This is a genomic window from Neobacillus sp. SuZ13, from assembly GCF_030123365.1.
Classification (GTDB): Bacteria; Bacillota; Bacilli; order Bacillales; family Cytobacillaceae; genus Neobacillus.
Genome location: NZ_CP126107.1, coordinates 2439351 through 2458578, shown reverse-complemented (window position 1 = coordinate 2458578; position 19228 = coordinate 2439351). Strand labels below are relative to the sequence as shown.

Annotated in this window: 19 protein-coding genes; 3 read left to right on the top strand and 16 right to left on the bottom strand. The window is 40.7% G+C overall.

Translation table 11 applies throughout. The annotated features are described in order from the left end of the window. Nucleotides 1–16 precede the first annotated feature (16 nt). The 16 genes from QNH17_RS11760 to QNH17_RS11685 all read right to left on the bottom strand — a co-directional run bounded on the left by QNH17_RS11760 (nt 17) and on the right by QNH17_RS11685 (nt 16332). On the bottom strand, nt 17–1537 hold the full coding sequence (locus QNH17_RS11760; protein WP_283878846.1) for a class I adenylate-forming enzyme family protein: 1521 nt from the start codon (nt 1535–1537) through the stop codon (nt 17–19). A 28-nt stretch (nt 1538–1565) separates the two neighbouring features. Continuing rightward, nucleotides 1566–2510 carry an MBL fold metallo-hydrolase gene (locus QNH17_RS11755; RefSeq protein ID WP_283878845.1) on the bottom strand — a complete coding sequence of 315 codons (945 nt, stop codon included), beginning with the start codon at nt 2508–2510 and terminating at the stop codon, nt 1566–1568. A 233-nt stretch (nt 2511–2743) separates the two neighbouring features. Next, on the bottom strand, nt 2744–3949 hold the full coding sequence (locus QNH17_RS11750) for an ABC transporter substrate-binding protein (protein ID WP_283878844.1): 1206 nt from the start codon (nt 3947–3949) through the stop codon (nt 2744–2746). 86 nt (nt 3950–4035) lie between these two features. Then, the gene (locus QNH17_RS11745; RefSeq protein WP_283878843.1) at nt 4036–4743 is read right to left on the bottom strand and encodes an ABC transporter ATP-binding protein; all 708 of its coding nucleotides are present in this window, start codon (nt 4741–4743) and stop codon (nt 4036–4038) included. Then, nucleotides 4736–5503, bottom strand: a complete 768-nt coding sequence (locus tag QNH17_RS11740) for an ABC transporter ATP-binding protein (protein WP_283878842.1) — start codon at nt 5501–5503, stop codon at nt 4736–4738. The genes QNH17_RS11745 and QNH17_RS11740 overlap by 8 nt, the downstream gene beginning before the upstream one ends. Nucleotides 5504–5505: 2 nt before the next feature. Further along, nucleotides 5506–6537 (bottom strand): branched-chain amino acid ABC transporter permease, encoded by a 1032-nt coding sequence (locus QNH17_RS11735; RefSeq protein ID WP_283878841.1) that lies wholly within the window; start codon nt 6535–6537, stop codon nt 5506–5508. Continuing rightward, on the bottom strand, nt 6537–7403 hold the full coding sequence (locus QNH17_RS11730) for a branched-chain amino acid ABC transporter permease (RefSeq protein ID WP_283878840.1): 867 nt from the start codon (nt 7401–7403) through the stop codon (nt 6537–6539). Before QNH17_RS11730 ends, QNH17_RS11735 begins: the two co-directional genes overlap by 1 nt. A gap of 90 nt (nt 7404–7493) precedes the next feature. Further along, nucleotides 7494–9170 (bottom strand): long-chain fatty acid--CoA ligase, encoded by a 1677-nt coding sequence (locus QNH17_RS11725; protein ID WP_283878839.1) that lies wholly within the window; start codon nt 9168–9170, stop codon nt 7494–7496. Nucleotides 9171–9308: 138 nt separating this feature from the next. Then, complete coding sequence (locus QNH17_RS11720; protein ID WP_283878838.1) at nt 9309–10478, bottom strand: thiolase family protein; 1170 nt, start codon at nt 10476–10478, stop codon at nt 9309–9311. A gap of 346 nt (nt 10479–10824) precedes the next feature. Then, on the bottom strand, nt 10825–11751 hold the full coding sequence (locus QNH17_RS11715) for an IS3 family transposase (RefSeq protein WP_283879490.1): 927 nt from the start codon (nt 11749–11751) through the stop codon (nt 10825–10827). 20 nt (nt 11752–11771) lie between these two features. After that, on the bottom strand, nt 11772–12086 hold the full coding sequence (locus QNH17_RS11710) for a hypothetical protein (protein WP_283878837.1): 315 nt from the start codon (nt 12084–12086) through the stop codon (nt 11772–11774). A 264-nt stretch (nt 12087–12350) separates the two neighbouring features. Continuing rightward, nucleotides 12351–13124: an SDR family oxidoreductase gene (locus tag QNH17_RS11705; protein WP_283878836.1), complete on the bottom strand. Its 774-nt coding sequence runs from the start codon at nt 13122–13124 to the stop codon at nt 12351–12353. A gap of 348 nt (nt 13125–13472) precedes the next feature. After that, the gene (locus QNH17_RS11700; RefSeq protein ID WP_283878835.1) at nt 13473–13874 is read right to left on the bottom strand and encodes a MaoC/PaaZ C-terminal domain-containing protein; all 402 of its coding nucleotides are present in this window, start codon (nt 13872–13874) and stop codon (nt 13473–13475) included. Further along, the gene (locus QNH17_RS11695; RefSeq protein ID WP_283878834.1) at nt 13871–14320 is read right to left on the bottom strand and encodes a MaoC family dehydratase N-terminal domain-containing protein; all 450 of its coding nucleotides are present in this window, start codon (nt 14318–14320) and stop codon (nt 13871–13873) included. Before QNH17_RS11695 ends, QNH17_RS11700 begins: the two co-directional genes overlap by 4 nt. 20 nt (nt 14321–14340) lie before the next feature. Beyond that, nucleotides 14341–15105: a 3-oxoacyl-ACP reductase FabG gene (gene fabG / locus QNH17_RS11690; RefSeq protein ID WP_283878833.1), complete on the bottom strand. Its 765-nt coding sequence runs from the start codon at nt 15103–15105 to the stop codon at nt 14341–14343. Nucleotides 15106–15153: 48 nt separating this feature from the next. After that, entirely contained in the window at nt 15154–16332 is a 1179-nt protein-coding gene (locus QNH17_RS11685; protein ID WP_283878832.1) for an acyl-CoA dehydrogenase family protein, read from the bottom strand. Between the two features lie 248 nt (nt 16333–16580). On the opposite strand from QNH17_RS11685, the gene QNH17_RS11680 reads away from it, so the two are divergent. The 3 genes from QNH17_RS11680 to QNH17_RS11670 all read left to right on the top strand — a co-directional run bounded on the left by QNH17_RS11680 (nt 16581) and on the right by QNH17_RS11670 (nt 19208). Continuing rightward, nucleotides 16581–16733 carry a YpzG family protein gene (locus tag QNH17_RS11680; RefSeq protein WP_098575339.1) on the top strand — a complete coding sequence of 51 codons (153 nt, stop codon included), beginning with the start codon at nt 16581–16583 and terminating at the stop codon, nt 16731–16733. Between the two features lie 196 nt (nt 16734–16929). After that, nucleotides 16930–17433 (top strand): GNAT family N-acetyltransferase, encoded by a 504-nt coding sequence (locus QNH17_RS11675; RefSeq protein ID WP_283878831.1) that lies wholly within the window; start codon nt 16930–16932, stop codon nt 17431–17433. A gap of 104 nt (nt 17434–17537) precedes the next feature. After that, the gene (locus QNH17_RS11670) at nt 17538–19208 is read left to right on the top strand and encodes a PAS domain-containing sensor histidine kinase (RefSeq protein WP_283878830.1); all 1671 of its coding nucleotides are present in this window, start codon (nt 17538–17540) and stop codon (nt 19206–19208) included. Nucleotides 19209–19228 lie beyond the last annotated feature (20 nt).

The following is a 19228-nucleotide window of genomic DNA, read 5'->3' as shown; positions in this document are numbered from 1 at the left end:
CTCCTCCTTTTTTCCTTTACGGTTTGATGACAATTTCTAATGCCTGCTTGCGGAGATATGTTTTTAATATTTTCCCCACACCATTTCTCGGCAGTGCCTCTAGAAAAACAATTCTTCGTGGTGTTTTGTTTTTTGCTAAATGGTCTTGGCAATAGTTGATTAATTCTTTTTCGGTTACTTCTGAATCTTGCTTTTTTACCACACAGGCAACCATTTCTTCACCCATTCGTTCATCAGGAACCCCAACCACTGCTGCCTCAAAAACTTGTTCGTGAGCATTTAGAATTTCTTCGACATCACGAGGATACACATTAAAGCCACCGCGAATAATTAAATCTTTTTTTCGATCAACAATATAGACATAACCCTCGTCATCGATCCGAGCCAAATCGCCCGTAAATAACCATGAACCCTTTAAGACTCGCTTGGTTTCATCGGTATTTTGATAGTAGCCTGGTGTGACATTGTCACCACGGACAATCAGTTCCCCCACTACACCGGCTGTAACTTCCTCACCATTTTCATCGACAATTCTCAATTCTACCCCGGGTATCGGAATCCCAACCGAACCTGGCTTTATTTCGATGCCTTTCTTGTGAGCAGTAACAACCGGAGCAGCTTCTGATAATCCATAGCCTTCGAACACTTTTGCGCCAAATTTTTGTTCAAAAGCACGCATTAATGCAACAGGCAATGGTGCTGAACCAGAACCGACTGATTCAAGACTGGTGGTATTATATTGATCAGCTCTTGGATAAGAAACCATGGCATGTATCATCGCAGGAACCGCTGAGAATGTCTTCACTTTATATGTTTCAATTGCCTTAAATACCCCTTCTAATTGAAAGTTTGAAAAAATAACGATTGTGCTGCCTGTTAAAAAGCAAATATTTGAGATTGTCAGTCCATAAACATGGGCAAGCGGCAGGACTCCGAGAGTTGTGCCCCGCTCTGTTTCGTTATGTTTTGCCGAATTCTCGGCATTCGAATATAAGTTTTTGTGCGTTAATAGAACTCCTTTTGGATTTCCAGTGGTTCCAGAAGTGTACAAAATGACAGCTGTATCACCAGGGTTCCACTGTTCATCCATTGGATTTATGGCGGGAACTAACAAATCATAAAAATTTTTATTTAGATCATCGGAGGGTTGGTCCACAACAATCAACTGGGGGTTTATTGGCAATCCTTCTAGTGATTGTTCAACATTATTCCGTACAGCGGAGGAGGTAATGACTGCTTTGGCTCCGGAATTCCGAGCAATGTAGTGAAGTTCCTTTGGGTGCAATGTGAACATAACCGGGACGATCGTTGCTCCCGCTCTGGTAATCCCTTGATAAGAATAGAGGACCTCAGGGCAATTAGGCATACAAACCATTACTTTATCACCCTTAGCAATTCCAAGCTTTCGTAAGCCAGAAGCAAATTGATCTGCATATTGCTTCATTTCCACATTGGTGATTTTCTTTTCTTTGTAATATAAAAAAGGATACTCACCAAATTTAGCAATATTTGTTTCTAGCAGGTTCTTAAGGTTCATACAATCACTCCTCTACTAGACATTTTTGTTACGTCAAACGATAGATGATAACTGAATCTTTTTGCTCATATTTCACCTGCTGCCTTTCTTCAAGTAAGTCCAGATGGCCTTGTATTTGGGATAAGCCTAAGAATACCGTATGCCCATGCAAACGAGGATACATTTCTCTGCAAATTTCATAGATACATTTACCACCAGTCGCAAGAATGGCGAGAATCTGCTCGCATCGTTTTTCCTGTTCTAGTAATCTCGTTTTGATCAATGTTAAATGATTGCTAAATGCCTCGCCATGACCAGGATAGATCCTTTTCAATGGAAGTCTGCTTACTTTGTTTAGTGAATGTCGGTATTGCAATAACGGCCTCGGCCGATTCACCACGCCCGGATTCGGTGGTTCGATAAAGGCATTCACGGAAAAGGCCTTTAATAGGTGATCGCCGGCAAAGGTATCTCCAGTTTCCTGATTCCATAGTAAAATATCAGATTGACTGTGACCGGGAACATGAACGACTTCAAACTCCTTCCCACCTAATTGAATAACATCGCCTTCATTGATAAAGGTAACATTGCGCCACTTTTCCTCTTTGAATGGTCGTTCGATGATGTGCTTAAATGGGTCTGCACCACTACTTGTTAAAAACTGGTGGAAGAAAGCTTGCATTCGTTCATACTCTTCCATACTGGCATTAATTGAACCACTCGCCTGTTCATGGACATAGATAGGAAGCTCTTTTTCCTCCAAAAGGTAAGGAATTCCACCAGCATGATCGATATGGATATGGGTAAGGACAATATGATCAATATCCTTTAATGTCACTCCGTGCGTATGTAGTTTGCTTTTAAGTTGTTGAAATGATGCTTTCCCAGGGTTACCTGTGTCGATTAACGTAACTGAATCACCGATCGCTAAAAAGGCATTAACCGTCCCCTCAGCAAAATGCGTTTCTAATTCAAGAGGAACAATTCTAAACAATTTGATCCCTCTCCCTCCTAAAACATTATTTAACTATCACTTTTGACAGGAGGATTGACCTAAGCACTATCAAAACTATATTTCTTATTCACAAGAATTATGAATACGTTTTATCCCCATAATGAAACTTTTTATTTTTTTCAAAAAATGTTTTAATCACTAGAACCCCCTTGAAAAAATACGTAATCGATTTTCACGTAAAATAACAAGGGGGTGTTCAGCAATAAACGCTGTTATTTCTTCAATTTTATAGGGACAACTTTTCCATCTTCTATAGCTGCCACTTCCAGTTCTCCATCAAAACCGCCCCCGGCAAACTTGTTAAAGTCATAAATCTTTACATTATCAGGAATATTTTCAACTCCTGCTTGCATTTGTGCTTGGATTTTTTCCGCGTCATCGACAGATCCTGCTGCCTTCATTGCTTCTGCAAAAATATAAGTGGCAATATAATTAAGACCTGCTTCTGAGCCTGGGGTTTCCCCATATTTCTCCTTATATTTCTTTGTGAAATCAGGAATCGCCGGGCTACCAGATTCAACTAACGGCATGACACCAATGGATCCATTTAGGGCATCATAGGATCCGGTAACTGCTTTCATTTCATCGAATTTTGCTTGGTCCATAACAATGAATCCACCCTTAAAGCCTAGTTCTCTTGCTTGTTTCGCAACTTTTGCTGTAGGTTCAGAGGCGCCGCCAATAAATAACACATCTGGCTTCTTCTTTAAAGCGTTTGTCACGATGGTAAAATAGTCAGTTTCTTTGGCAAAATCGATGGACGAATTGTAAACAACCTTACCACCTTCTTTTTCCCAATGAGCCTTTAGTTTGTCAGACCAATCCTTTCCATATTGCGAAGCCGTTGGCAGGAAGGCAATCTTCTTTCCGAACTTTTCCATTTCATAGCTAGTAAAAGGTTCTAAGTACCCATCATAGCGAGGGGGAATACGAACGGTCAGTTTATTACCTACCTCTGAAACTTTTGGTTCACTCGTATAGGCACCAATGATGAATTTATCTTGTTGGTTGAATACTTGAAGGGCAAATACGCCGCCACTATGAGGTGTAAAAATAATGGGGGTTTTATTTTCCTGAATTAATCGCTTGGCATTTGCTCCTGCCTCATTCGGTAAGTATTTATCGTCTAAGGATACGATATTTAGGTTATATTTTTTCCCGGCAACTTCAATCCCGCCTGCACTGTTAATTTCCTCAGCAGCCATCTTCACACCATTTAAGGTCCGCTCTCCATAGAACGCTGCCGGTCCGCTTAATGGACCAGTGTAGCCAATGTTAACTGTCCCCACTCCGTCTTTATTACCGCCTGCTGCTGGCTTTGTGTTAGCAGGTTTTTCGGATGTACTATTACATGCCGCCAAACTAAAGATCATCACGAAGATAAAACCAATCATTAACAGAGACTTCATTCTTTCCATTCGTTTTCCCCCTTGTATTTACCTTGAATTTCAAGTTACTTACAGTGATGAATCTACCGTTCATCACCCCCTTAAATGCATGCTTTTTATGCCCCTATGTAGGCCTTCCTTACTTCATCGTTAGCAAATAACTCCTGGGATGTGCCCTGAAGAACGATGGAGCCATTTTCAAAAACATAGCCTTTATCGGCAATTTTTAGGGCTGCATTAGCGTTTTGTTCTGCCAACAAGATGGTCGTTCCCTCTTGATTGATCTTTTGAATCACTTCAAACATTTGCTCCACAATTAGCGGGGCAAGTCCGACCGACGGTTCATCGAGGAGCATCAGTTTTGGCTTTGACATTAATGCTCTGCCAATGGCCAACATTTGCTGCTGTCCGCCGCTTAGAGAACCAGCGTCATCATTTCTTTTTTCTTTTAAGATCGGAAAAAGTTCGTATACATGCTCGAGTGACTGTTTGATTTCTGTTTTATGGCAGCGATGGATAAAGGCGCCCATTCGCAGGTTTTCCTCCACTGACATGGCTGGAAAAAGCTTTCGGCCTTCCGGGCATTGACCTATGCCTAATTGGACAATTTGATCAGCTGATCGTTTGTTTAGTTTTTTGCCTTGAAAAATGATTTCTCCAGCCGCGGGCTTGCTTAAACCGCTGATGGTACGAAAGGTGGTGCTTTTACCACCGCCATTTGAGCCTAATAAAACGACGATTTCCCCTTCGTTTACTTTGATATTCACGTCATGAATGGCGGTAAAGCTTCCATATTTGACAGAGACATTCTTTAAATTAAGCAATCGCACTCCCTCCCAAATATGCTTTAATGACCAACTCGTTATTTCGAATTTCATGTGGACTTCCTTCGGCAATCTTTTCACCGTAATTCAAAACCATGATTTTATCGGCAATTTTCATGATCATTTGCATCTTGTGCTCGATTAAACACACGGTGATCCCCGTAGAGACCATCTTTTTCATTAATTCCGCAAGACCTTCTGTTTCATCAGGATTAACTCCTGCAGCTGGTTCATCAAGAAAGACAATGTTTGGATCGGTGGCAAGGGCTAATGCAAATGCCGTACGTTTTTTCTCTTCTTGCGTTAAACTGCCAACTAGTTTAGTTGCAACATTTTTTAAATCCACAAATTCGAGGACTTCCATTGCTTTTTCACGGCATTGTGCCTCTTCGGATTTAAGACGTGTTGTCCTAAAGATCGCATCAAGCAGATTGGATTTTGTCCGTAACCGATGCCCGACTATGACATTATCAAAAACGGTTGATTGCTCAAACAGATTCGTTGTTTGAAACGTGCGGGCCATTCCCAGCTTGGCAATTTTATCAGAAGGTAAGGTGGTAATATCTCGGCCATTATAAATGACCGAACCTGAGCTCGGACGATGAAAGCCACTAATTAGGTTAAAAAAGGTAGATTTCCCTGCACCGTTCGGTCCAATGATGGCATTAATTTTTCCTTTTTCAATCGCGAAATCGACATTGTTCACAGCCACTAACCCACCAAATCTTTTCGTTAAATTCTTCGTTTCCAAAAATATCATTTCTACCCCTCCTTTACTTGCTTGTCAGGGCGTATTTCAGCCTTGATAGCAGTTTTTCCACTGACATTTGTCCGATGCTGTTCCTTTTTCGCTTTAAGTTTTGTAAACGTACTCGAAACAGCACCGACAATTCCGCGTGGGTAAAAAATGACCAACAAGGTTAAAACAGGTCCAAAAATGAGCATTCGGTACTCTTGGAAGCCTTGCAGTTGCTGTGAAAGCCAAACAATTAGCAGCGTCCCCACCAGCGGACCACTCAATGTCCCAATTCCACCGATCAGTAAATAGGTTAGTAAATCAAAGGTAATCGAAATCGAACCAATATCAGGTCCAATAAAACGAACAAAAGATGCGTAAAGGGCGCCCGAAAGACCAGCGAACAGGGTCGAGAGGACAAAGACTGTTAATTTATTTTTCATCGTCGAAATTCCAATCGTTTTCGCTAGATCTTCACTATTACGGATCGCGATATAGGTTCTCCCTGATAGGGAATGAACAATTCTATACATGACCAATACCACAAGAAGTAAGAAAAATAAGACAAGATAATAATGGGAGATTTCAGATTCAAAATTGATTGGACCAATCCCTGTCGGTGCAGGAATCCCAATTAGACCACGTACCCCCTCTGTTAAGCTGTCCCATTTATCGATCACAAGATAAAGGATATAGCCCAAACACAACGTATAGATGGCGAAAAAATGCTCCTTCGTCCGAAAGGCGATCATGCCCACAACAAATCCGATCAGACTAGTAATTAATAAGGTAAATATAAAGGCAAGCCAGAAATTCATCTCCGCTTTTACCGTTAGGATGCCTAATGAATAAGCACCTATCGCAAAGAAGCCTGCATGTGCCAAGGATAGATAACCGGTATAACCCGCAAGTAGATTTAACCCGTATACACCAATCATCCAAATAAATGACAGGGTCATGACGTGAACAAAATAGGTGTTATCGGTCAGTAACGGAAATACGACAGCCAATAAAATTAAAAGAGAAATGACATTTCTTTGGTTCATTACCTTTGACATTAGTGCTGGCCCCCCTTAGAAAACAGTCCGGTAGGCTTTACAGTTAATATAATGACTAGCAGAACGAAGGCAATGATGTCCTTATAGTCGTTAGACACATAGGTCGCACCTAAACTCTCGCTAAATCCTAAAATATAACCACCGACAATGGCTCCAGGAATACTTCCCATCCCGCCAAGGATAATGATGACAAACGCTTTTAAAATAACAAGCTGTCCCATACCTGGGAATACTAGATTAATAGGTGCAGAGAGAGAACTGGCAATAGCGGCAAGTCCACCAGAAATCATAAACGTAACCATTGCTACCTTGTTCGTATTAATTCCAACAAGGTTGGCTCCTTCACGATTTTGGGACATCGCAATAATCGTTGCGCCCGTATAGGTCTTTTTTAAGAAAAGATATAAAAGGACCATGACAACTAGAGCCGCAACAACAATGAGGATTCGCTGCATTGTAAATGTTAATCCTAGGATCTGGACAACCTCTCCGTAAGGTGTTGGCATTGTCTGGTATTCAGCACCCCAATAAAATTGAGCGAAAGCTTCTAAGAATAAGAGAATTCCAATTGCAGCAATCTTATCGTGGATGGGCGGTGCTTCTCTAAGTGGGTGAAAAACAAACCTTTCCATCAATACGCCGATGAGACCCACCACAATAATGGAAACGAAAATCGCAAACCAATAATGAAGTCCAAACTTGGTCATCATCGTTAAGGTTATGTATCCACCCATCATGTATAAGGCTCCATGCGCAAAATTTGGAATGTGCAGAATCCCATAAACAAGTGTTAATCCTAGGGCAACAAGGGCGTATACGCTTCCGATCGTTAAACCATTAAATAGCTGCTGAATAAGGATCTCCATAGTCTCCCCCTTTAACTTTTGTCAAAGTATTTTTTAAACAGTTTCAACAGGGAGCGTTCCAATGTGCAAGTTCCCCTTGGTGAAACAAGTTTACTGAACCTTATTTGATACTTTCACTTTTTCCTCTTCTTGTAGCGTGCGCCATAATATCTTGCCGCTTGAAGTCATTGGGAATTGTTTCCTAAATTCAATCAATCTCGGGTATTTATAGGCAGCCATATGCTGTTTTGACCATTCGATAATTTCCTCTGCACTGACTTTCCCTTCAAAATCTTGGTTTAAAATCACAAAGGCTTTAACAGTTTCTCCCCTTCTTGGATCCGGCACACCGACCACACAGGCCTGTTGAATGGCTGGATGCTTATAAAGGTAAGATTCAATCTCGGTTGGCCAAACCTTGTAGCCAGAAGCATTGATCATTCGTTTGACACGATCGACGATGAAGAAATAGCCTTCCTCGTCAAAGCGACCGATGTCACCGGTCCGGAAGAATTTTTTTCCATCGATGTCAATAAAGGAGCTTCTATTTTCGTCATCGCGGTTATAGTAGCCGACCATCACCTGCGGTCCGTTGACGATAATTTCGCCAACTTCCCCGACACCTAGTTCTTTTCCAGTTGCAGGTTCGATGATTCTAGCATCGACATCAAATGATGGAATACCAAGGCACTGCATTTTCGGGCGTTCAGCTGGATTGAAGTGGGTTTGCGCAATCGTTTCGGATAGACCATATCCTTCGACAAAACGCAACCCAGATAGCTGAAATAATTTCTCGCCAACCGCTTCAGGTAAGGCGGCACCGCCTCCAGAAATCGATGTTAACGAGGCAATATCCTCTGCTTTCAGTTTTGGATTTGCTAGGAAATCAACAATCATGGTGGCAATCGTCACCCAGTGGGTACAATTTAGTGTTTTTATCATTTCTACTGCGAGGTCTCTATTCCATCTTGTCAAGATGACCATAGTGCTCCCGCTGTAGATTGGCATATGCATACTGTGGACCATTCCGGTTACGTGAAAAAGCGGCAAGGACATTAAGTGAACAGCATTTGGCGTTGTTAATGACCAGTGATAAGCACCAACTGTGTTTGCATTGACCGTTCGGTTGGTATGCATACAGCCCTTTGGCAGCCCCGTTGTTCCTGAGGTATACGGAACGCATGCCAGATCATCGCCCTTGACCGTATGTTCCGTTGGTGAAAGATTTGCCTGAATCGCCTCGTTCCAAAGATAGTGCCCTGACCCTGAAAAAGGAACTCTCGGAGCTGCTACCTCGTTTGGCAGAATTCCTTCAAATCCTCCGCCTGCGTAATCCGAATAGGCAGCGATGACTAAATTCTCTAACGAAGTTTTCTGTAACAATGGTTGAATCCGGTCATATAGTTCCTGCCCGGCGAGAGCAGTCTTTATTTCACAGTCACGAACATAAAATTCTAATTCATCAGCAACTAACATGGGATTAATTGGAACAACCACGGCATTAGCTCGTAAAATAGCATAGTAGCCAATCACAAACTGCGGGGAATTCTGCATAAATAGTAAGACCTTTTCGCCAGTTTGGACACCTAGTTTGTGTTGGAGATATCCGGCTAAGGCGTTTACTTCGGAATCGAGTTGATCATAGGATAATTTGTTGCCGTAGAAGTAAATAGCATCCTGATCTGGGTAACGGCTTGCACTGACTCTGAGGTTGTCATACAGCGAAGTAGACGGGACTTTTAAAGATGTGGAGATTTTTGGCCAATATTCAAAATGAAGAGTTAGCAATGGACTTCACTCCTTGTTTAATAGATTGGTAGAGTTTATTGTAAACGCTGTCATTTTATAAAAAAACCTTTTTACATTTTTAACCGGGAAGGAGACAAAGTCTCCCTCCCGCTCCCCTTAGGTACCTGAAACCACAAATTATTCACGCTCGATGATTGTAGCAATTCCTTGCCCGCCACCGATACAGGCAGTAATCAGCGCATATTTCCCAGCTGATCGTTTTAATTCATAGACTGCTTTTGTGACTAGGATCGCACCTGTTGCCCCGAGTGGATGTCCATGGGCGATAGCTCCACCGTTTACATTTACTTTTTCAAGGTCCATCTCCAGTTCGCGATTACATGCTAATACCTGCGCTGCAAATGCTTCATTTATTTCAATAACGTCCATATCATTTAACGAATATCCAGACTTTTCGAGTACCCTTTTTACAGCAGGGACAGGTCCGATTCCCATAATGTTCGGGTCTACACCAGCAACTGCATATGCACGAATCACTGCTAGCGGGGTTAGGCCTAATTCCTCAGCCTTCTCTCTCGACATAATCACAAGGGCTGATGCGGCATCATTTAAGCCCGAGCTATTGCCAGCAGTAACGGTTCCGCCTTTAAGAAAAGCTGGCTGCAGTTTTGCCAAAGCGTCATAGGTTGTTTGTGGCCGTGGATGCTCATCCGTTTTAAAAATAAGCTGTTCTCCCTTTTTGACGGGAATCTTGATGGGGACAATTTGCTCATCGAATCGACCCTCCTTCATCGCGATCGCCATGCGCTGTTGACTTTGAAGGGCTAATTGATCTTGTTCTTCTCTTGTAATTTGATATTTTTCAACTAAGTTTTCAGCGGTAATTCCCATGGGCGGATCCCCAATTTCTTTCGGTGATAGCTGTGACTTTCTAAAACTTGGCGGTATTGGACTAAATGGTTTTTCAGGCCGATCCATCAAATATGGAGCACGGCTCATGCTTTCTGTCCCTCCGGCAATATAGATTTCGCCATCACCAGCACGAATTGCTTGAGCAGCGAGATTGATAGCATTGATTCCGGAACCGCACTGCCGGTCAACCGTTAATCCAGGTAAATCCAATGATAATCCTGTCTGTAATGCTGTCAATCTAGCAATATTTCCACCTCCAGAGAGGACATTTCCAAAAATGACATCATCAATGGTTTCTGGGTTAATATTTGCTCGTTTAACTGCTTCTTTAATGACTTCTGCGCCCAAAACATGGGCAGGAATCCCAGCAAGAGCAATACCCTGTCTGCCAATCGCCGTTCTGACGGCTGAAACAATGACCGCATCTCTTTTCATAGCATTTTCACCTCTTGAATTTGACTATTATTATTAAAAGTTGAGCATTTTCAGGAAAATTATTGTCTTTTTATATTTACAGGGACCTTATATGGTCCACTATCAGTATAAACGGGGATGCTATCGGCGAATTTCTTAGTTCTATCGGCGAATTCGGTTTGACCCCCTAATTCCTAACACTAGCTATTGTTTTCTCGCTCTATCTTAGTTTTTGATTTTTGGGTAATCCTTCTTCACTTTTCGCCATTATAGATGATTACACTACAGCGTCAAGCCCAAACCGCTTGACCCTTTCGCTCCTTCATCTGCTTGGTCTGCAAGTGAAGAAGGAGTACCTATGCCTGCTTTACAGGCTAATCGCCATTTCGGCGGGGAACTCGCTATCTTTGTATTTCTCATAAAATTTGAGAGGGGACATACGTCTTAAGCTACCATGGTATCTCCTTTGATTATAGAATTCCATATACTCGTCAATCCGGTAGTATGCCTCTTCAAAAAACTCGAATGAGTAACGACCGAATATGTCCCGCTCGATTATACTGTGGAAAGATTCAATAAAGGCATTGTAATTTGGTGATCTCGGAGGAATTCTTTCATGATAAACCTTATTTGTTTCACAGAATTCACCGAAATGGTTGCTTACAAATTGTGGTCCATTATCGGTTCGTATGATAATGCAGTGCCCACTATTTTCCTCGGGTACTTCCAGACCCCTTCTGATAATTGCCTCTTTAAGCATCCCTGTAATATCCTGGGCTTGGCACTTCGATCCCCTATAATAGCCTACTATGCTTCTGTCGAATACATCAATGGCACTTGCTAGATAGAAGAACCTGCGGCTACCTTCGATCGACCCATATTTAATATCAAGCTGCCAAAGTTGGTTTGGTGCTGTAATTAGCCGATTTCTTACAAGTTTTCTAGGGTATTTAGGCTTCCCTGACCTTTGTGGCAAGAGGATTCCCAGATTAGCACACAAACGATGGACTTTTTTGTGATTGATGACCAAATGATGTTCATCCTTAAGTAATTGCGTCAGGTTCTTTACCCCATATACCACGGCTTCACCTTCAATGGCTTCCATCAAATACTCTTCAATTTGGGAGTCTGGGACCAACTTGCCTGATTCTGTTTTCGAATAGCCTGGATAAGGGCGCCCACGTTTTCCCTTGCTTTCTATCACTTCTTCTCCAGCGTGGTAATAATACAAAGACCGGTTTATTCCTACTGCATCAGTCAACCTATTAATGTAAAATCCCTCCTCTGCCCAAATCCGAACCTCTTCTAGGACCGTTAGGGCCGGTAATGATTTTTTTTTAAAAGGTTTCGAAGCATGGCTACTTCCAGTTCCTTTTCGCCAAGCAACTTCATGGCCTGTTCATACTTGGCTTTCAATTCCTCTTTTGTAGGTTCAGCAGAAAGAATTGCAGTAGTTGGATCATCCATCTGTTCCCTAACTTCATCCCCATACTCCTTAATCCACTTAGCCAGCGTATTTCGGTCGATTCCTGCATTTCGGGCTACAGTAGTATTATTTCCACTTTCAATAGCCATTCGGACATAACTCTTTTTGACGTCTTCTAGAGCATCAATCCTTCTTTTTGCCATTTAATAAGACCCCCTAACCTTGGACATTATTCTTGTCACAAGTGTATAATTTCAACCCTGTTCGTGTCCAAAGGAATTAGGGGGTCGTAGAGAATTCTTCTATTCTATCAGCGAATTTCTGTGTTCAATCGGCGTATTCTCCGGTTCTATCAGCGAATTACTATGACTACGAGAAAATACCAGTTTAACTGTGGAATTCCCTCATTTCAATGAGCGAATAGTCAACCTCAATGAGAGAATCCTCTACATAAATGAGCGTATCCCCTACATCGCATGGGCACCACCATCGACCACTACGACATCACCTGTTACAAAATCAGACGCTGGAGCGGCTAGGAATAAGGCAACGCCTTTTAGGTCATTTTCAGAACCAAACTTCCTTAGGGGTGTACCTTCAAGAATGGCCTCTCCCCCATGATCCAGCAACCCTTTAGACATTTTCGTTGGAAAAAATCCTGGGGCGATCGCATTTACATAAATACCACTTGGCCCCCATTTGACTGCCAAATCCTTCGTAAAAGTAATCACTGCCCCTTTGCTAGAGTTATAGCCGATGGCATTCATATACTTGGGATTACTGCCTTTTAAACCAGCTACTGAAGCAATATTGATTATTTTTCCAGATTTTTGTTGAAGCATGACCTTACCAACCGCCTGAGACATTAAGAAAGTTCCTGTTACATTGACATCCATCACCTTTTTCCACGCTTCGAGCGGCATTTCTTCGACCGGTGCACCCCAGGATGCACCACTATTATTAACAAGAATATCGATTCGCCCAAAACGTTCCACTGTTTGCTCGACGACATTTTTAATATCCTCTGGATTTGTGACATCACATTTTAATGCAATACTCTCTACACCCATTCTTTTTAGCCCTTCACTAATTTCTACACAGGCTTCCAATCTTCTTGAACAAACCACAACATTAGCACCCGCTTCCGCGAAGCCCTCAGCGATCTGCTGTCCTAGTCCTCTGCCTCCGCCAGTAACAATAGCTACTTTTCCTGTTAAATCAAACAACTCTTTTACATTCATTGGTGGTTCCTCCTAATATAATAGCGTCTTTTTTAATGAACCCTTTTTCAGCCAAAACTGGTGAACTGCCTAAAACGAAACCCTCGAATTTTCAATCAGCGACTAAATACTAACCAGTTGGTATGTAGATAATCATTATGATATCAAAATTTTCGCAATATTCAACATCCATTTATTCGTCAATTTTTTCATTGATATACTAGAAACATTTATCCAAACAATAGTGCATGGCCCATACTTTCCTTTATTTGTGTCAGTTGAAGTTGTAAGACAAAATAATATAGATAGCAATAAACCCAGCACCATAAAGAGAGGTCCTCTTGGTGCTGGGTCAGAATTCATACATGCTTAATATTGTTGATACAAAACTTCCCCTTTTAACACTTCATTCCCCTGTTGATTCACAGCCTGGACCGTAAAGCGCAGGTTTTTATCCTGCCTTTCTTTCAATGTAGCCTTTAAGGTGATTACGTCATTTAAAAATACCATCCCTTTGAAGCGGATTGAGTAATCTTTCATAAAGCCTTCTTCATAATAGGCAGTAAAAAGCTTGGCAAGATTCCCCATCGTCCACATTCCATGAGCAATGATTCCTGGTAATCCCGCATTTTTTGCCTCATCATCAATTGTATGGATCGGGTTAAAGTCTCCAGATGCACCTGAATATTTAATAAGGTCCATCCTTGAGACAGGATCCAGTTGAATTTCTTTTACAGACTCGCCGACTTGTAACTGTGTGAGTGTACTCATTTAACCAACACCTTCCTCACAGCTTCTGATATGACAACCGTAGAAGTTGAACTAAATATCAAACCACCCTCCGCTTCCTCACCAAAGCTTTCAAGAATCAGAAACCCCATCTCACCGAAGTTTCCTTTTTTCTCAAAATAATTCTTCACTTTGGAATAGCAGAATATCGCCTCTCCTACTCTTAAAGGACGTTCATAATGAAACGTTTGTTCACCATGGATTAAACCTTTATTTGGCAGGTTTAATCCTTCAATGTCACCATAATCAAATGTTCTTGGAAAGGTTGGCGGAGCAATATTGGTTTGATATCTAGACTTTCTTCCCGTTTCCTCATCAAAATAAATCGGATGAAGGTCCCCAATTGCTTCTGCAAATTTCTTAATGGCTCCTCTCTCAACTACATTTTTAACCTTGTTCGATTGTTTACCTATCAGTTCTTTAAACAATTCACCTTCACCTCATCTATTTAGCATTTTGGTCCGCCAGCAACATAAATCACTTGACCATTAACAAACGATGATTTTTCATCAGCAAAGAAGGCAACTGCATTGGCAATATCTTCTGGCTTCCCACTTCTGCCGACTGGAATACCTGTGACACTTGCTTGAATAAGCTGTTCAAATGGAATCCCGATTCTCGCAGCAGTTTCTTTAGTCATCTCTGTTTCAATAAATCCAGGGGCTACCGAGTTCGCGGTAATCCCATATCTCCCCAACTCAATTGCAAGTGTTTTTGTAAAGCCCTGCAACCCCGCCTTCGCAGCAGCATAATTGGCCTGACCGCGATTGCCAAGTGCAGAAGTCGATGAAATATTGATAATACGCCCGTATTTATTTTCGACCATATATTTTTGGGCAGCACGGGCCGCATTGAATGATCCTTTTAAGTGTACATCCATGACCATTTGCCAGTCTGAATCTGTCATTTTAAAAAGCAGATTATCGCGAATCACTCCTGCATTATTAACAAGAATATCAATGGACCCGAATGCCTCATAAACCTCTTGCATCGCGGTTTCAACCTGCTCCGCATCCACGACATTTGCAACTTTCGAATACACGTCTACACCTTTTTCTTTCAATTCACTGGTTGTTTCACTTAACGCCTCTTCATTCAAATCAATTAAAGCAACCTTCGCCCCTTCTTGGGCAAAAAGCTCAACGATTCCTTTTCCGATTCCACGGCTTCCACCCGTTACAAAAGCTACTTTTCCTGCAAATCTTCCTGCCATTTCTATTCTCCTCCGGTTTAATGAATTTGTTGATTGCGCTTACATTTTTTATACATATTGACCGATCTTAACATGGCCTTTAATCAGATTCCGCGCGATAATCATGCGTTGAATTTCATCTGTGCCATCGTAAATTCTCCATAGTCGCGCTTCACGGTACCATCGCTCAATTGGTAATTCTCTTGTATAACCCATCCCGCCGTGAATCTGAAGGACACGGTCGACGACATTGTTTCCCATATTTGCACCATATAATTTTGCCATCGATGCTAAGTGCCGGTTATCTTCCCCATTATCTAAGGTGAAAGCAGCGTTCAAGACGAGCCACTTTGCTGCTTCAATTTCAACTGCTGAATCAGCAATTTGCCATTGGATTGCTTGTCTTTCGGCAATTGGTTTACCAAAAGTGACCCGTTCCTTCGCATAATCAATCGCCATTTGCAGCAAACGTTCGGCAGTTCCGACAGCTCTTGCCCCTACGACCCAGCGCGCAAAACCGATCCACTCCAGACCGAGATTATAGCCTTTGTGTAACTCACCAAGGATATTTTCCTCTGGTACACGGACATTTTCGAATACAAGGCCGGCTGGTCCCCATTCTCCCATTGTATGTATATACTCTGATTTCCAGCCCATATCTCGGTCGACAATAAAGCATGTTACTCCTTCACGTCCATATGTGGATTGATGAAGTTCTTTGTCAGTAATCGCTATTGCCATCACAAAATCGGCTTCATTTCCGCCAGTAATAAATGTTTTTTCACCATTTAGGACCCATTCATTTCCGTCTTTTACAGCCGTCATTTTAATATTTCTTGTATCGGAACCAGCACCAGGCTCTGTCATGGCAAAACAAGACTTTTTATCTCCGTTAATTGTTGGGATTAAATATTTTTTCTTTTGTTCTTCATTCCCATAATATAGGATATTATCAGCACTGCCGCCAAACTGAAACGGTACAAATGTTTTTGAAACCTCCATTAACACAATCGCCATCATCATTTGGCCCAGGTCTGCCCCGCCGTACTCTTCGGGAGTATTAATTCCCCAAAATCCAGCTTCCTTAGCTTTTAATTGCAATTCCTTAAGTTTACCGGCAGGAAGACTTGGTTTACCTTCACGTTCATTTCTAAGGACATCATTTTCAAGTGGAATGAGTTCTTTTTCTACGAATCTCCTAATTGTTTTTTGAACCATTTTTTGTTCATCAGTCAAACGTAAATACATATCATTCACTCCATTCTTATTCTAAGATTAATTGATCATGCCGTTAAATAATCATATGCTAAACCATTATTAAGCATACCTACCGGTTGGTATGTAACTTTATTTTATTCCGAACTTTCAGATAATACAAGTGTTTATTTAGATTTAATTATTTTGGTTTTAATGACTATTTTCCTGTTTTTTGACAAATGCTAACTATGATATTCAGTAGAATATCTTCGTTTCAAATCCTTTGATGAGGTGATTTGATGAGCTATAAAGATCAATTAGATCCGCACTCTGAGCTATTTCATTATGGTACAACGAGAGCGAAGCATACCAAAGCACAGGTTAATGGGCAAACAAAAATGTCACAAAACCAGATCATTTTAAGGAGTAATGCCAAGGCCCACCGCTGGTAAGGTTTTGGCAAAAGAAACGAGTAATGGCAGTTATAGATATACTGTCATTAGAAGAAAAGGCCTTTTCTCGGAAAACAATTTCGAGAAAAGGTTTTTCTTTTTTCACAAAAATTATGTTATGACAATATTGCTTATGTTTCTCCCAAAAGATAATATAAAATCTATTAGATAAAAAAAATCTGGAGTGGTGAATGACATGATTGAAGACTTTACGATTAGGGATGCAAATATTAGTGATTTGACGGCAATTGTTGATATTTACAATACAACCATAGCAAGCAGGATGGTTACAGCTGATTTGGAACCAATTACAGTGGAGAACCGGATCCAATGGTTTCATGAACATTCACCCGCTTTTCGTCCATTATGGGTTGTTGAAGATCAAGGTGTAATTTGCGCATGGGTAAGCTTCCAATCCTTTTACGGCCGCCCAGCTTATAATGCAACAGCAGAAATCAGTATTTATATTCATCCAGACTTTCGTGGGAGAAAACTGGGTAAATTTTTAATTCAAAAAGCAATGGATGCTTGTCCAGGTTTGAACATCAAAACCCTGCTTGGTTTTATTTTTGGTCATAACGAACCTAGTATTAGGCTTTTTAACGGCTTTGGTTTTGAAAAATGGGCCCATCTTCCAAATATAGCTGAATTAGATGGTGTCGAGAGAGATTTACTTATTCTTGGAAAAAGAATTCAATAATTATTGGATTTCTACTATTTCTACAATTGTATTATTCCAAAATAATGGATTTTCTAGTACTATAGACTATGTACCATATTTATTGAAAAGAACTGGAGATTTCCATGGATAAAAAAAAGCTGATCCTGTTTTACTTAATTTCAAGTATTATCTGGATCTTTGGGTCCAATTATTTAATTGAAAAATTTATTCCCTCTTCAATAGTTAATGTGGTTGAGAGGGCAAAAGAGATGTTATATATATGTGTTACTGGAGGATTTCTTTATTTTTTTATCAGTAAAAAAGAGGAATTATCTGTTTCTAAGGAAGATCAAAAACGTCTATCGACATTAATTAATTCAATGGTTGATTTTGTTAACTTTAAGGATGGCGAAGGTCGATGGATTGAAGCCAATGAATTTGGGTTACAATTGTTTCAACTTGAGAATGTGGATTATCGAGGGAAAAAGGACTCTGAATTAGCAAATTATACTGACTTTTATGGTGATGCTCTTAGATATTGTGAAATTTCTGATGAAGAGGCATGGAATAATCGGGGCATTACCCGTATTGAAGAAGTCCTCCCTGTCCCAGATGGATCAGCAAGAATATTTGACACGATTAAAGTGCCTTTATTTAATAGTGATGGCAGCCGGGAAGGCTTGGTAATCATCGGACGGGACATTACAGAGAAAAAAGAAATGGCGTTAAAATTAGCAGAAAGTCAGCAACAATATAAATCACTGTTTGAATACAGTCCAGATATTGTTTATATGATGGATCTCAGTGGAACGGTTACCAATTTAAATTCACAATATGATGTCATTACCGGCTTCAAACGAGAAGAAATAATTGGAAAAAATCTTAAAAATTTATTACCGAAAAAGTATATCAGATTTCTGCCTAAATTTATTTCCACGGTTGTTGAAGAAATTAAACCTGTCTTGTATGAGATAAACATTCCACATGCAAACGGGAATCGAATCATATTACAATGTACCTCCCTCCCAATCATTATTAATGGGAAGATTGCTGGAATTATTGGCTATGGCAGTGATGTCACCAAATTAAGAGAAACTGAAGAGCGCCTTCGAAGGACGGAAAAGTTATCGATTGTGGGTGAATTATCTGCAAGTGTAGCACATGAAATTAGGAATCCACTGACATCTTTAAAAGGGTTTGTACAGCTTCTACAAATGGAAGATGGAAAGCACGAAAACTATTATCAAATTATGTTAGACGAATTAAACAGAATAAATCATATTGTTGGAGAACTATTGTTGTTAGCCAAACCGCAAATATTAAAATATACCCGTGCAGACCTTCAAAAGTTATTGAAGGATGTCATCTCGCTATTAAGCACAGAAGCCAGTTTATATAATGTTCAAATCGAATCCTCCTTTCCGGAAAATGAAATCGTTATTGAGTGTGAACCCAACCAACTTAAGCAATTATTCATCAATCTTATTAAAAATTCAATTGAAGCTTCACCTAATGGTGGAACTGTTTCAATTGATTTAAAAAAGACAGAAGAAAACAAAGTAGTAATTAATATTGATGATAATGGCTGCGGTATTTCAAAAGAAAGATTAGAGAGAATCGGCGAACCATTTTACTCCTCAAAAGAAAAAGGGACTGGGCTAGGATTAACGGTAAGTTTCAAGATTGTTCAATCGCACCAAGGCACGATTCATTTCGACAGTCAAAAGAATCAAGGGACATCTGTCCAGATAGCCCTGCCTGTTAAACAAGATACTCTGAAAAATACCCACAGATTGGCCAATGAAAAAGTATAACAAATAGTTTAGGCCCGCGC